The organism is Streptomyces sp. NPDC041940 (assembly GCF_055589465.1).
In genome coordinates this window covers 814,753-828,081 of the sequence record NZ_JBVJBP010000001.1, presented here as the reverse complement: position 1 = coordinate 828,081, position 13,329 = coordinate 814,753, and the positions used below count along the sequence as shown (strand labels likewise).

The following is a 13,329-nucleotide window of genomic DNA, read 5'->3' as shown; positions in this document are numbered from 1 at the left end:
GACCACGCACACATCCAGTGCACACGACCACCAGCGACATGGAGGCCATGCGGTGAACACCCTGCCGCAGCAGCTGGCCAACGGGCTGCTTCTCGGCTCGATGTACGGGCTGATCGCCATCGGCTACACGATGGTGTACGGCATCGTCCAGCTCATCAACTTCGCGCACGGCGAGATCTTCATGACCGGGGCGTTCGGCGCCCTCACGGTCTACTTCTACATCCTGCCCGACGGCACCTCGATGGCCCTCGCCGTACCGCTCATGCTCCTCGGCGGCGCCCTCGTGGCCATCCTCATCGCCGTCGGAGCGGAACGATTCGCCTACCGGCCACTGCGCGGAGCACCACGCCTGGCACCGCTCATCACCGCCATCGGCCTCTCCCTGGCCCTCCAGGAAGTCGTCCGCAACTTCTACCCCGGCGCCGACCGCGCCCGCGCCTTCCCCGGCCTCGACGCCACCCACGACATCGGCTCCATCACCATCAAGGACGCCGACATCTTCCTCATCCTGGCCGCCGTCGTCTGCATGGCCGCCCTCGCGATCTTCGTGCGCCGCAGCCGCACCGGCCGCGCCATGCAGGCCACCGCGCAGGACCCCGACACCGCGCAGCTCATGGGCATCGACACCAACCGCATCATCGTCATCGCCTTCGCCATCGGCGGCTTCTTCGCCGCCGTCGCCGCCGTCGCCTACGGACTCAAGTACGGCAACGTCGACTACCGCATGGGCTTCCTGATGGGCCTCAAGGCCTTCACCGCGGCCGTCCTCGGCGGCATCGGCAACATCTACGGCGCCATGCTCGGCGGCGTCGTCCTCGGCATCGCCGAAACCCTCGCCTCCGCCTACATCGACGAGATCCCCGGCATGCAGCAGCTCGGCGGTCAGAGCTGGGCCAACGTCTGGGCCTTCGGCCTCCTCATCCTCGTGCTCCTCTTCAGGCCACAAGGCCTGCTCGGCGAGCGCGTCGCGGACAGGGCGTGACGACATGACCGAGACGACCAAGACCCCCGCCCCGGACGCCGCCCCCACCCCGGCGCCCGCACTCCGCGGCCTCATCCCGCTGCCCGCAGCGGCCGCCCGCGCCCTGCTCCTCGCCGGCGGCATCGCCACCGCGGCCTCCACGTACCTCGCCTGGACCTGGACCAACGAGTTCCCCGGCGAACTCACCTACTACGGCTACCCCGGCGGCCTGCAGTGGCTCACCTTCACCGCCGGCATCCTCACCACCCTGTTCGCCCTCGCCTCCTACGGCATCCGCGGACTCGGCTGGCTGCTGCCCGCCCGTAACAACGCGCCGCTCGTCCTCACCGCACTCGGCGGCTTCACCGTCACCTGGTTCACCGTCATCGCCATCAGCGCCAAGCTCGGCGGCGTCGTCAACCTCGAACCCGGCGGCTGGATCGCGGCCATAGCCAGCCTCCTGCCCGTCCTCGGCGCCTTCGCCCTCCCCCAGGAGCGCACCGGCACCGACGGCACCAAGGCGGCCCTCAAGGCCTACATCGCCAAGCCCGACCGCATCCCCGCCCCCGAGGCCACCGCGCCCTGGGTCCAGCGGGCCGTCATCACGGTCGTCACGATCATCGGCCTCGGCGTCTTCACCTACGGCATCGACACCGAGTACGGCGAACTCTTCATCGGCTACCTCTTCGTCGTCACCTTCGCCATGTGGGCCGTGCACACCGCCGGCCTCATGGACCGGTTCTCGTCGCTGGTCGCCGCCAACCGCAGCTTCACCCTCGCCATGGGCTTCGCCGCGGCCATCGCCTTCCCCTTCACCCAGACCGACGACCACTACGCCAACATCGGCGTCAACATCCTGATCTTCGGGACCGTCGCCCTCGGCCTCAACATCGTCGTCGGCCTCGCCGGACTCCTCGACCTCGGATACGTCGCCTTCCTCGGCGTCGGCGCCTACACCGCCGCCCTGGTCTCCGGCTCCGAGTTCTCCACCATCTCCGGCGTCCACCTGCCGTTCTGGGCCTCCGCCCTGGCCGGTGCCGCCGCCTCCCTGGTCTTCGGCGTCCTCATCGGCGCCCCGACCCTGCGCCTGCGCGGCGACTACCTGGCGATCGTGACGCTGGGCTTCGGAGAGATCTTCCGTATCGCGGTCAACAACATGGACGGCGACTCCGGCCCCGACGTCACCAACGGCCCCAACGGCATCCCCGCCATCCCCGACCTGAACCTCTTCGGGTTCAACTTCGGCCAGGCCCACGACATCGGCGGGTTCACCCTCGGCCGCTTCGCCAACTACTACCTGCTGATGGTGCTGATCATGGCCATCGTGGTCCTGGTCTACACGCGTGCGGCGGACTCCCGCATCGGCCGCTCCTGGATCGCCATCCGCGAGGACGAGACCGCCGCGACCGCCATGGGCATCAACGGCTTCCGCGTCAAGCTCATCGCCTTCGCCCTCGGCGCCGCCCTGGCAGGCCTCGCCGGCACGGTCAGCGCCCACGTCACCTACAGCGTGGTCCCCACGCCGTACCAGTTCGCCGGCTCCACACCGCCCAACTCCGCGTTCCTCCTGGCCGCGGTCGTCCTCGGCGGCATGGGCACCGTCGCCGGTCCCCTCCTCGGCGCGGCCCTGCTCTACCTGCTGCCCGAGAAGCTGGTGTTCCTCCAGGACAAGTCACTGCTCGCCTTCGGTGTCGCGCTCATCCTGCTGATGCGCTTCCGCCCCGAAGGCATCATCGCCAACCGCCGGCGCCAGCTCGAATTCCACGAGACCGGCCAACTCGACGTACCGAAACAGACCACGCTGACCGACGAACCGGCCGTCACCAAGGCGGGGGCGTAAGAATCATGACGACACCTGTACTCGAAGCACGCGATGTCACGATGCGCTTCGGCGGCCTCACCGCCGTCCGCTCCGTCGACTTCACGGTCAACGCCGGCGAGATCGTCGGACTCATCGGCCCCAACGGCGCCGGCAAGACCACCTTCTTCAACTGCCTGACCGGCCTCTACGTCCCGACGGAGGGAACGGTCTCCTACAAGGGCACCGTCCTCCCCCCGAAGCCCCACCTGGTCACCCAGGCCGGCATCGCCCGCACCTTCCAGAACATCCGGCTCTTCGCCAACATGACGGTCCTGGAAAACGTCCTCGTCGGCCGCCACACGCGGACGAAGGAGGGCCTGTGGTCGGCCCTGCTGCGCGGACCCGGCTTCAAGAAGGCCGAACGCGCCAGCGAGGAACGAGCCATGGAACTCCTGGAGTTCATCGGCCTCTCCCACAAGCGGGACCACCTGGCGCGCAACCTCCCCTACGGCGAGCAGCGCAAGCTGGAGATCGCGCGGGCCATGGCAAGCGAGCCGGGCCTGCTCCTGCTCGACGAGCCGACCGCCGGCATGAACCCCCAGGAGACCCGGGCGACCGAGGAACTGGTCTTCGCCATCCGCGACAAGGGCATCGCCGTCCTCCTCATCGAGCACGACATGCGCTTCGTCTTCAACCTCAGCGACCGCGTCGCCGTCCTCGTCCAGGGCGAGAAGCTCGTCGAGGGCACCTCCGAGGTCGTCCAGGCCGACGAACGCGTCATCGCCGCCTACTTGGGTGAACCCTTCGAAGGCGATCCCGGGGAGGCCGAAGTCGCCGAGGTCGAGGCCGCGGAAGCCGCCGCGGAGGCGGCACCCAGCACCACCAGCAGCACCAAGGGAGAAGCCAAGTGACCGCACTCCTCGAGGTCGAGGACCTCCGGGTCTCCTACGGCAAGATCGAAGCCGTCAAAGGCATCTCCTTCAGCGTCGAAGCCGGCCAGGTCGTCACCCTCATCGGCACCAACGGCGCCGGAAAGACCACCACGCTGCGTACCCTCTCGGGCCTGCTGCGGCCGACGTCCGGAAAGGTCCTCTTCGACGGCAAGCCGTTGAGCGGGGTCCCCGCCCACAAGATCGTCGCCCTCGGCCTCGCCCACTCCCCCGAGGGCCGGCACATCTTCCCCCGCCTCACCATCGCGGAGAACCTCCAGCTCGGAGCGTTTCTCCGCAAGGACAAGGAAGGCATCGAGAAGGACATCCAGCGGGCCTACGACCTCTTCCCCATCCTCGGGGAACGCCGCAAGCAGGCCGCCGGAACCCTCTCCGGCGGCGAACAGCAGATGCTCGCCATGGGCCGCGCCCTGATGTCCCAGCCCAAGCTGCTCATGCTCGACGAGCCCTCCATGGGCCTCTCCCCGATCATGATGCAGAAGATCATGGCGACCATCTCGGAGCTCAAGTCCCAGGGCACGACCATCCTCCTCGTGGAGCAGAACGCCCAGGCGGCGCTCTCCCTGGCCGACCACGGCCATGTCATGGAGGTCGGCACCATCGCCCTCTCCGGCACGGGACAGGACCTGCTGCACGACGAGTCGGTCCGCAAGGCGTACCTCGGCGAGGACTGACCGCCCGATCACGCGACGAGGCCCGCGCCCCGGGTGGGGTGCGGGCCTCGTGTGCTGCGCGGGGTTGATCAGCCCTTGCCGGACTTCTTCTCCTCGGCGTCCTCGATGACCGCCTCCGCGACCTGCTGCATCGACATGCGCCGGTCCATCGACGTCTTCTGGATCCACCGGAAGGCGTTCGGCTCCGTCAGCCCGTACTCCGTCTGGAGAATCGACTTCGCCCGGTCCACCAGCTTGCGCGTCTCAAGCCGCAGCGTGAGGTCCGCGACCTCCTTCTCCAGCTCCTTCAGCTCCGTGAACCGCGAGACGGCCATCTCGATCGCCGGTACGACGTCGGTCTTGCTGAACGGCTTCACCAGGTAGGCCATGGCACCGGCGTCCCGGGCCCGCTCCACGAGGTCGCGCTGCGAGAACGCCGTCAGCATCAGCACCGGCGCGATGCTCTCCTCGGCGATCTTCTCGGCCGCGGAGATACCGTCCATCTTCGGCATCTTCACATCGAGAATCACGAGGTCCGGCCGGTGCTCACGGGCCAGCTCCACGGCCTGCTCCCCGTCCCCGGCCTCACCGACGACGGTGTACCCCTCCTCCTCCAGCATCTCCTTGAGATCGAGCCGGATCAGGGCCTCGTCCTCGGCGATGACGACACGGGTCGTCAGCGGAGGCACGTGCGACTTGTCGTCATCGGGCACGTCAACAGGCTGGGGCGACTCGGGGGCGCTCACGTGGGCTCCTTGGTACGGGGCAGGCCGGTACTGCTCCCAAGAGCGTACCTAGCAGCAAGGGCGCACGGGGAACCGGTACACTGCTGGTCGGTCCCCAGACCTGCCCGGTTGGAGGAACTGGTCAGACTCGCGGCACTCAAAATGCCGTGCCCTTTGGGCATGTGGGTTCGAATCCCACACCGGGCACAACAAGATCAGTAAGCGGAGGATCACGTTCGCGTGGTCCTCCGCTTTTTGCCGCTCATGGTCACTGTCAGTGACACACAGTGGTCACATGAACTTCCATGGCACTGACGTACGACAGAAAGCTCTCACGCTGCTGCGCGGCGGCGCGAGGAACGCGGACGTGGCCCGAAGCCTCAACGTGCCACTGGGGACGATCGGCTACTGGAAACACCTGGACCGGGCGAAACGCGGCGAGTGTCCCGGTCGCCACGATCCGAAGTGCCCCCGGTGCGACGGGCGAGACCTGGACGAGCCCGCCTATGCCTATCTGCTGGGCTTGTATCTAGGTGATGGACATATCAGCCACTATTCCGAGCACCGCGTGCCCAACCTCATGATCACCTGCTCGGAGTCATGGCCCGGTCTCATGGACGACTGCGAAGCGGCTATGCGCGCGGTCTTTCCCGAGAACGCGACCTGCCGTGTCCGTAAGACCGGCTGCCGCAATGTCAAGGTCTACTCGAAGCACTTGCACTGTCTCTTCCCGCAGCACGGCCCCGGCAAGAAGCACGAGCGCCGCATCGCCCTCGAACTCTGGCAGCAAGCCATCGTCGACGCCCACCCCTGGGAGTTCATCCGCGGTCTCATCCACTCCGACGGCTGCCGGATCACCAACTGGACGACCCGGATGGTCGCGGGTGCGCGCAAGCGCTACGAGTACCCCCGGTACTTCTTCACCAATGTCTCCGACGACATCCGGCGCCTCTGCACCGACACCCTCGACAAGCTCGGCGTGGAGTGGACGCACTGCACCCGCAACGGCAATCCGTTCAACATCTCCGTCGCCCGCAAAGCCTCCGTAACCCTCATGGACGCCCACGTCGGACCCAAGTACTGACGGCTACTCGGCGATGTGGTGGACGCGGACCAGGTTCGTCGAGCCGGAGACGCCGGGAGGGGAGCCCGCCGTGATGACGACCGTGTCGCCCTTGCGGCAGCGGCCGTAGCGGAGGAGGAGTTCGTCGACCTGGTCGACCATCGCGTCGGTGGAGTCCACGCAGGGGCCGAGGAAGGTTTCCACGCCCCAGGTGAGGCTGAGCTGGGAGCGGGTGGCCTGGTCGGGGGTGAAGGCGAGGAGGGGGATCGGGGAGCGGTAGCGGGAGAGGCGGCGGGCGGTGTCGCCGGACTGGGTGAAGGCGACCAGGAACTTCGCACCGAGGAAGTCGCCCATTTCCGCTGCCGCCCGGGCCACGGCGCCGCCCTGGGTGCGGGGTTTGTTGTGTTCGGTGAGCGGCGGGAGGCCTTTGGCCAGGATGTCCTCCTCCGCCGCTTCGACGATGCGGGCCATGGTGCGGACCGTTTCGATGGGGTGTTTGCCGACGCTGGTCTCGCCGGACAGCATCACCGCGTCGGTGCCGTCGATGACGGCGTTGGCGACGTCGGAGGCCTCCGCTCGGGTCGGGCGGGCGTTGTCGATCATCGAGTCGAGCATCTGGGTGGCGACGATGACGGGTTTGGCGTTGCGCTTCGCCAGTTTGATGGCGCGTTTCTGGACGATCGGAACCTGTTCCAGTGGCATTTCGACGCCGAGGTCTCCGCGGGCGACCATGATGCCGTCGAACGCGGCGACGATTTCTTCGATGCTCTCGACGGCCTGCGGTTTTTCGACCTTGGCGATGACGGGGAGGCGGCGGCCTTCCTCGTCCATGATGCGGTGGACGTCCTGGATGTCGCGGCCGGTGCGGACGAAGGAGAGGGCGATGATGTCGGCGCCGGTGCGCAGGGCCCAGCGGAGGTCGTCCTCGTCCTTCTTGGAGAGGGCGGGGACGGAGACGGCGACGCCGGGGAGGTTGAGGCCCTTGTGGTCGGAGATCACGCCTCCTTCGAGGACCTTCGTGTGGACGCGGGGGCCGTCGATCTCGGTGACTTCGAGGCAGACCTTGCCGTCGTCGACGAGGATGTGTTCGCCGGGGGTGACGTCGGTGGCGAGGCCGGCGTAGGTGGTGCCGCACATTCGGCCGTCGCCTTCGACGCCTTCTTCGACGGTGATGGTGAAGGTGTCGCCGCGTTCAAGGAGTACGGGGCCTTCGGTGAAGTGGCCGAGCCTGATTTTCGGGCCTTGAAGGTCGGCGAGGACGCCGACGCTGCGGCCGGTCTCGTCGGCGGCCTTCCGCACCCGGTGGTAGCGCTCCTCGTGCTCGGCGTGGCTGCCGTGGCTGAGGTTGAATCGGGCTACGTCCATTCCGGCTTCGACCAGGTCTTTGATCTGGTCGTACGAGTCGGTGGCGGGGCCCAGTGTGCAGACGATCTTTGCTCGGCGCATAAGGGTGAGCCTATGAGTTACCGGCCGGTAGAGAATTGGTCGTGGGTGACTACTCAACAGACTTTGAATGAAGCGCTATGGCCGAGTGTTGAATTGTGCGGCGGGGCGCTCCGATGAGCGCCAGGAATCTCTGCCGCAGAAATCTTTCGGTCGCGTTTTCGAAATGGCCTCCGGATATCCGGCTACAGCCGCGGCGGCACCATCGTGAAGCGGGCGTTGATCTGGGCGTGGACCCGCTGGCGTTGGGGTTCGAGGTCGAGGGGTGCCGCCGCGGTGTCCTCGGCGCCGGCGTAGGCGGCGGAGCGCATGCGGCCGGGGGCCTGGGGGTAGGCCGGCGGGGCGTTCTCGGCGCCGATGTCGGCGAGTTCGACCAGGGCGGAGAGGGTGGTGTCGAGAGCCTCGGCGTACTCGCGGGCGCGCTGGACGGCTTCTCGTACGGCCTTCTTCCTGGCCTCGCGGTGGGCGGGAGAGTCGGGGCGCAGGGCCCACCAGGGGCCGTCGACGCGGGTGAGTTCGAGGTCGGCGAGGCGGGTGGTGAGTTCGCCGAGAGCGGTGAAGTCGGTGAGTTCGGCGGTGACATGGACGCGGCCGTGGTAGGTGCGGATGCGTTCGCCGCGTCCGTGCTTGGTGAGTTCGGGCGTGATGGAGAAGGCGCCGGTCTCCAGGCGTTCGACGGCGTCGCCGTAGGACTTGACCAGGTCGAGGACGCCCGCGTTGCGGCGGGTGAGGTCGTCGAGGGCGGAGCGGCGGTCGCGGCCGCGGGCGGCGACGGTGATGCCGATGCGGGCGATCTCCGGGTCGACTTCGAGGCGGGCCTCGCCGCGGACGGCGATGCGCGGGGCGTCGGGTGTTCCGTAGGGGACTGCGGGCTGGGAGGAGTCTCCGGTGGGCGCGGTCATACGCCCCACTCTGTCATGTTGTGGCTGGCCGGAGGCGTGGAGTCGGCGGACTGAGTCATCAGATCGCAACCTGGCGGGGCTGTTGCGGCCGGTCATGACCGGGTCAGAATCTACGCGCGTTATCTACGCGCGTCGTTCACAGATTCCGCAAGGGGAGCCAGACATGCCGTTGAACCGCCGGAAGTTCCTGGGGAAGTCCGCCGTGACCGGGGCGGGGGTGGCGCTGGCCGGTGCGGTCACGGCGCCGGGTGCTCAGGCGGCCGAGGCTCGGGGCGAGACGAAGCGGCGCGAGAAGCGGTACGCGTTCACCGTGATGGGGACGACGGACCTGCACGGCAACGTCTTCAACTGGGACTACTTCACGGACAAGGAGTTCGACGACAAGGACCACAACGACATCGGTCTCGCGAAGGTCTCCACCCTGGTGAACCGGATCCGTGCGGAGAAGGGCCGCCGCAACACGCTGCTCATCGACGCGGGCGACACCATCCAGGGCACGCAACTGTCGTACTACTACGCCAAGGTCGACCCGATCACCGCCAAGGGCGGCCCGGTGCACCCGATGGCGCAGGCCATGAACGCCATGGACTACGACGCGGCGGCGCTCGGCAACCACGAGTTCAACTACGGCATTCCGGTGCTGCGGAAGTTCGAGGAGCAGTGCCGTTTCCCGCTGCTGGGCGCGAACGCGCTGGACGCGAAGACGCTGCGGCCGGCGTTCGCGCCGTACAGCATGCACCGGCTGCGTACGCCGTTCGGGCGTGATGTGAAGGTGGCGGTGCTGGGGCTGACCAACCCGGGGATCGCGATCTGGGACAAGGCGAACGTGCAGGGGAAGATGACGTTCCCGGGTCTGGAGGAGCAGGCGGCGAAGTGGGTGCCGAGGCTGCGGTCGATGGGCGCGGACGTCGTCATCGTGTCGGCGCACAGCGGTTCGTCGGGGACGTCGTCCTACGGTGACCAGCTGCCGTACATCGAGAACGCGGCCGGTCTGGTGGCGGAGCAGGTGCCGGGGATCGACGCGATCCTGGTGGGGCACGCGCACACGGAGATCGCCGAGTACTTCGTCACCAACAAGAAGACCGGCAAGCAGGTCGTGCTGTCGGAGCCGCTGAAGTGGGGACAGCGGCTGACGCTGTTCGACTTCGAGCTGGTCTGGGCGAAGGGCTGCTGGAAGGTCGAGAAGGTGGGCGCGAAGGTCCTGAACTCCAACACGGTGGAGGAGGACCGGAAGATCGTGCGGCTGCTGTCGGACGAGCACGAGAAGGTCGTGGCGTACGTCAACCAGGTCATCGGCACGAACGCGGCGGAGATGACGTCGGCCGAGGCGCCGTACAAGGACGTGCCGATCATCGATCTGATCAACCACATCCAGGCGGACACGGTGAAGCGGGCGCTGGCGGGCACGGAGCACGCCGCGCTGCCGGTGCTGTCGCAGGCGGCGTGCTTCTCGCGCAGTGCCCGGATCCCGGCGGGTGAGGTGACGATCCGGGACGTGGCGGGTCTGTACGTCTTCGAGAACACGCTGGAGGCGCGTCTGATGACGGGTGCGCAGATGAAGGCGTATCTGGAGTTCTCGGCGAACTACTTCGTGCAGACGGCGCCGGGCGCGCAGGTGGATCCGGCGAAGCTGACGAACGCGAACGGCACGCCGGACTACAACTATGACGTGGTGAGCGGTCTGGCGTATGAGATCGACATCGCCAAGCCGGCGGGTTCGCGGGTGACGAATGTGCGGTTCGAGGGGCAGCCTCTCGCGGACGACGCGAAGTTCGTGTTCGCGGTGAACAACTACCGGGCCAATGGCGGCGGGAACTTCCCGCATGTCGCCGCCTCGAAGCTGCTGTGGTCGAACTCGGACGAGATCCGCAACACCATGATCGCCTGGGTGAAGGCGAAGGGGGCCGTCGACCCGGCCGAGTTCGCGGCGGTGGACTGGAAGCTCACGCGGAACGGCACGCCCGTCTTCTGAGCGCCTTGAGCTTCATCACCTTCGGTCCACGAGCGGGGTCAGCGCCGGTGTCTCACGGGCCGGCGGGACCTGCTGCCGCTGTGTGAGGCCGAAGGTGGTGAAGGCGGTGCGGCGTGGGAGGGCGTACGCCTCCCTTCCTGTCAGGGAGTTGAGGATGATCGCGCTGCGCCAGGCGGCGAGGCCGAGGTCGGGGGCGCCGACGCCGTGGGTGTGGGTCTCGGCGTTCTGGACGTAGGCCGTGCCGGTGACGGACGGGTCGAGGACGAGGCGGTACTCCTCGTCGACGCGTGGGCGTTCCCGGCTGTCGCGGCGCAGGTAGGGGTCGAGGCCGGCGAGGACGCGGTCGAGGGGGCGTTCGCGGTAGCCGGTGGCGAGGACGACGGCGTCGGTGGTGAGCCGGGAGCGGCTGTCCTGCCCGCCGTGTTCCAGGTGCAGTTCCACCTTGGTCGTCGCGACGCGGCCGGCGGTGCGGACGTGGACGCCGGGGGTGAGGACGGCGTCGGGCCAGCCGCCGTGCAGGGTGCGGCGGTAGAGCTCGTCGTGGATGGCGGCGACGGTGGCCGTGTCGATGCCCTTGTGCAGTTGCCACTGGCCGGTGAGGAGCCGGTCGCGGGCTGATTCGGGCAGGGCGTGGAAGTAGCGGGTGTGGTCGGGGGTGAAGTGTTCCAGGCCGAGCTTGGAGTACTCCATGGGCGCGAAGGCTTCCGTGCGGCCCAGCCAGTGGAGTTTCTCCTGGCCGGCCGGTCTGTTGCGCAGCAGGTCGAGGAAGATCTCGGCGCCGGACTGTCCGATGCCGACGACCGTGACGTGCTCGGCGGCGAGCAGGGTGGCGCGGTGGTCGAGGTAGTCGGCGGCGTGCACGACCGGGACGCCGGGCGCCTGGGCGAGGGGCTTGAGGGGTTCGGGGACGTAGGGCTCGGTGCCGATGCCGAGGACGACGTTGCGGGTGTACGTGCGGCCGAGGGCCTCGGCTTCTCCGTCGGCGTCGAGTTGGGTGAAGTCGACCTCGAAGACGTCGCGTTCGGGGTTCCAGTGGACGGCGTCGACCTGGTGGCCGAAGTGGAGGTCGGGGAGGCTCTCGCCGACCCAGCGGCAGTAGGCGTCGTACTCGGCGCGCTGGATGTGGAAGCGTTCGGCGAAGTAGAAGGGGAAGAGCCGCTCGCGGGACCTGAGGTAGTTGAGGAAGGTCCAGGGGCTGGTGGGGTCGGCGAGGCTCACGAGGTCGGCGAGGAACGGGACCTGGATAGTCGCGCCTTCGATGAGCAGGCCGGAGTGCCAGCCGAAGGCGGGGCGCTGGTCGTAGAAGACGGTGTCGAGTTCGCCGAGCGGGTGGGCGAGGGCGGCGAGGGAGAGGTTGGCGGGGCCGATGCCGATGCCGACCAGGTCGCGGGGGGCGTCGGGCTGGTGGTGCGGGTGGGGGGTGGGCGCGGGGTTCATCGGGGGGTGTGTCCTTCCACGAGTGTGGCTCGGCGTGCTGCCACGAGGTGCAGCAGGGCGGCGAGGTCGTCGGGCCCGGTGGCGGGGTTGAGGAGGGTGGCCTTGAGCCAGAGCCGGCCGTCGAGGCGGGTCCGGCCGAGGACGGCACGGCCGTCGGTGAGGAGCGCGCGGCGTACGGCGGCCACGTCGGCGTCGGTGGCGCCCGAGGGCCGGAACAGCACGGTGCTGATGCCGGGCGGGGCGTGGAGTTCGAAGCCGGGGTGGTCGTGGACGAGGGCGGCGAACTCCCGGGCCCGGGCGCAGACCTGGTCGACGAGTGTGCCGAGGCCGCGGCGGCCGAGGGTCTTGAGGGTGACGGCGAGTTTGAGGACGTCGGGGCGGCGGGTGGTGCGCAGGGACCGGCCGAGCAGGTCCGGGAGGCCGGCCTCGGTGTCGTCGGCGGCGTTGAGGTAGTCGGCGCGCTGCCGCAGGGCGGTGAGGTCGTGGGGGTCCTTGACGGCGAGGAGGCCTGTGGCGATGGGCTGCCAGCCGAGTTTGTGCAGGTCGAGGGTGACGGTGTCGGCGGCGTCGAGTCCGGTGAGCGCGGTGCGGTGCCGGGTGCTGAAGAGGAGGCCTCCGCCGTAGGCGGCGTCGATGTGCAGCCGGGCGCCGTGGGCGGCGCAGCGGGTGGCGATCTCGGGCAGCGGGTCGATGAGGCCGGCGTCGGTGGTGCCGGCGGTGGCGGCGACGAGCAGCGGGCCGGGCAGGCGGGTGAGGGTCTCGTCGAGTGCGGCGGGGTCGAGTGTCCCGGCGGGGGCGGGTACGACGACGGGTTCGGGCAGCCCGAGCAGCCAGGCGGCGCGGGGCAGCGAGTGGTGGGCGTTCGCCCCGCACACCAGCCGTACGGTTCCGCCGGACGCCTCCCGGGCGAGGAGCAGGGCGAGTTGGTTGGACTCGGTGCCGCCGGTGGTGATGAGGGAGTCGGGGTTCGCGCCGCGCCGGTAGATCTCCCTGGCGAGCGCCGCCGTCACCAGTGTCTCCAGTTCCGATGCCGCCGGGGCCTGGTCCCAGGAGTCCAGGGACGGGTTGAGGGCGGAGGCGGCCAGGTCGGCGGCTGTGGCGAGGGCCAGGGGTGGGCAGTGGAGGTGGGCGGCGCACAGGGGGTGTGCGGGGTCGGCGGCGCCTTCGGCGAAGGTGTGGACCAGGGTGCGCAGGGCGTGTGGGTCGCCCTGGTCGGGGAGGATCTCTCCCGCCGTCTCGCGCACGCGGGCCGCGACCGCCTCCGGTCCGCCCGCCGGCAGCGGTCCGCCGCGTGCCCGGGCGCCGGTTTCCAGGGCGTCGAGCACGGTGTCGAGCAACGGCCGCAGGGCGCGTGGGCCTTCGGGACCTGAGGCGAGGGGCGGCGTGCTCATGGGCGTCCTCCGGGGAGCGGGGCGACGCGCC

The 13,329-nt window shown here is 69.0% G+C and carries 11 protein-coding genes and 1 tRNA gene; 7 read left to right on the top strand and 5 right to left on the bottom strand.

Annotated elements, in window-relative coordinates:
- The first annotated feature begins 52 nt into the window (after positions 1-52).
- Genes ACZ6I3_RS03580 through ACZ6I3_RS03565 form a run of 4 tightly spaced genes read left to right on the top strand, consistent with a single transcriptional unit; the run spans position 53 to position 4,386 of the window.
- Positions 53-982, top strand: a complete 930-nt coding sequence (locus ACZ6I3_RS03580) for a branched-chain amino acid ABC transporter permease (protein WP_215122119.1) — start codon at positions 53-55, stop codon at positions 980-982.
- Between the two features lie 4 nt (positions 983-986).
- On the top strand, positions 987-2,801 hold the full coding sequence (locus ACZ6I3_RS03575; protein WP_469411296.1) for a branched-chain amino acid ABC transporter permease: 1,815 nt from the start codon (positions 987-989) through the stop codon (positions 2,799-2,801).
- A gap of 5 nt (positions 2,802-2,806) precedes the next feature.
- The gene (locus ACZ6I3_RS03570) at positions 2,807-3,673 is read left to right on the top strand and encodes an ABC transporter ATP-binding protein (protein WP_469411294.1); all 867 of its coding nucleotides are present in this window, start codon (positions 2,807-2,809) and stop codon (positions 3,671-3,673) included.
- Complete coding sequence (locus ACZ6I3_RS03565) at positions 3,670-4,386, top strand: ABC transporter ATP-binding protein (RefSeq protein ID WP_469411292.1); 717 nt, start codon at positions 3,670-3,672, stop codon at positions 4,384-4,386. The genes ACZ6I3_RS03570 and ACZ6I3_RS03565 overlap by 4 nt, the downstream gene beginning before the upstream one ends.
- Positions 4,387-4,454: 68 nt before the next feature.
- Here the strand turns inward: ACZ6I3_RS03565 and ACZ6I3_RS03560 are convergent, their stop codons facing one another.
- Positions 4,455-5,111: an ANTAR domain-containing response regulator gene (locus tag ACZ6I3_RS03560; RefSeq protein WP_399020495.1), complete on the bottom strand. Its 657-nt coding sequence runs from the start codon at positions 5,109-5,111 to the stop codon at positions 4,455-4,457.
- Between the two features lie 102 nt (positions 5,112-5,213).
- Between ACZ6I3_RS03560 and ACZ6I3_RS03555 the strand changes: the two genes are divergently transcribed.
- Together ACZ6I3_RS03555 and ACZ6I3_RS03550 are read left to right on the top strand one after the other, a co-directional pair.
- Positions 5,214-5,297, top strand: a tRNA-Leu gene (locus ACZ6I3_RS03555).
- An 88-nt stretch (positions 5,298-5,385) separates the two neighbouring features.
- Complete coding sequence (locus ACZ6I3_RS03550) at positions 5,386-6,174, top strand: helix-turn-helix domain-containing protein (RefSeq protein WP_469411290.1); 789 nt, start codon at positions 5,386-5,388, stop codon at positions 6,172-6,174.
- A 3-nt stretch (positions 6,175-6,177) separates the two neighbouring features.
- On the opposite strand, the gene pyk is transcribed toward ACZ6I3_RS03550, so the two are convergent.
- Positions 6,178-7,599, bottom strand: coding sequence for a pyruvate kinase (pyk, locus tag ACZ6I3_RS03545; RefSeq protein ID WP_469411288.1), 1,422 nt, complete (start codon positions 7,597-7,599; stop codon positions 6,178-6,180).
- Positions 7,600-7,781: 182 nt separating this feature from the next.
- On the bottom strand, positions 7,782-8,498 hold the full coding sequence (locus ACZ6I3_RS03540) for an SIMPL domain-containing protein (RefSeq protein WP_469411286.1): 717 nt from the start codon (positions 8,496-8,498) through the stop codon (positions 7,782-7,784).
- Positions 8,499-8,661: 163 nt separating this feature from the next.
- Between ACZ6I3_RS03540 and ACZ6I3_RS03535 the strand changes: the two genes are divergently transcribed.
- Positions 8,662-10,470, top strand: coding sequence for a bifunctional metallophosphatase/5'-nucleotidase (locus ACZ6I3_RS03535; protein ID WP_469411284.1), 1,809 nt, complete (start codon positions 8,662-8,664; stop codon positions 10,468-10,470).
- Positions 10,471-10,485: 15 nt separating this feature from the next.
- On the opposite strand, the gene ACZ6I3_RS03530 is transcribed toward ACZ6I3_RS03535, so the two are convergent.
- Positions 10,486-11,907: a lysine N(6)-hydroxylase/L-ornithine N(5)-oxygenase family protein gene (locus ACZ6I3_RS03530; protein WP_469411282.1), complete on the bottom strand. Its 1,422-nt coding sequence runs from the start codon at positions 11,905-11,907 to the stop codon at positions 10,486-10,488.
- Positions 11,904-13,298 carry a pyridoxal phosphate-dependent decarboxylase family protein gene (locus ACZ6I3_RS03525; RefSeq protein WP_469411281.1) on the bottom strand — a complete coding sequence of 465 codons (1,395 nt, stop codon included), beginning with the start codon at positions 13,296-13,298 and terminating at the stop codon, positions 11,904-11,906. Before ACZ6I3_RS03525 ends, ACZ6I3_RS03530 begins: the two co-directional genes overlap by 4 nt.
- Positions 13,299-13,329 lie beyond the last annotated feature (31 nt).

Excerpts from the sequence above, each read along its gene's own strand:
- ACZ6I3_RS03575 (WP_469411296.1), top strand. The coding sequence starts at position 987 with ATGACCGAGACGACCAAGACCCCCGCCCCGGACGCCGCCCCCACCCCG.
- ACZ6I3_RS03570 (WP_469411294.1), top strand. The coding sequence starts at position 2,807 with ATGACGACACCTGTACTCGAAGCACGCGATGTCACGATGCGCTTCGGC.
- ACZ6I3_RS03550 (WP_469411290.1), top strand. The coding sequence starts at position 5,386 with ATGAACTTCCATGGCACTGACGTACGACAGAAAGCTCTCACGCTGCTG.
- pyk (WP_469411288.1), bottom strand. The coding sequence starts at position 7,599 with ATGCGCCGAGCAAAGATCGTCTGCACACTGGGCCCCGCCACCGACTCG.
- ACZ6I3_RS03540 (WP_469411286.1), bottom strand. The coding sequence starts at position 8,498 with ATGACCGCGCCCACCGGAGACTCCTCCCAGCCCGCAGTCCCCTACGGA.
- ACZ6I3_RS03535 (WP_469411284.1), top strand. The coding sequence starts at position 8,662 with ATGCCGTTGAACCGCCGGAAGTTCCTGGGGAAGTCCGCCGTGACCGGG.
- ACZ6I3_RS03530 (WP_469411282.1), bottom strand. The coding sequence starts at position 11,907 with ATGAACCCCGCGCCCACCCCCCACCCGCACCACCAGCCCGACGCCCCC.
- ACZ6I3_RS03525 (WP_469411281.1), bottom strand. The coding sequence starts at position 13,298 with ATGAGCACGCCGCCCCTCGCCTCAGGTCCCGAAGGCCCACGCGCCCTG.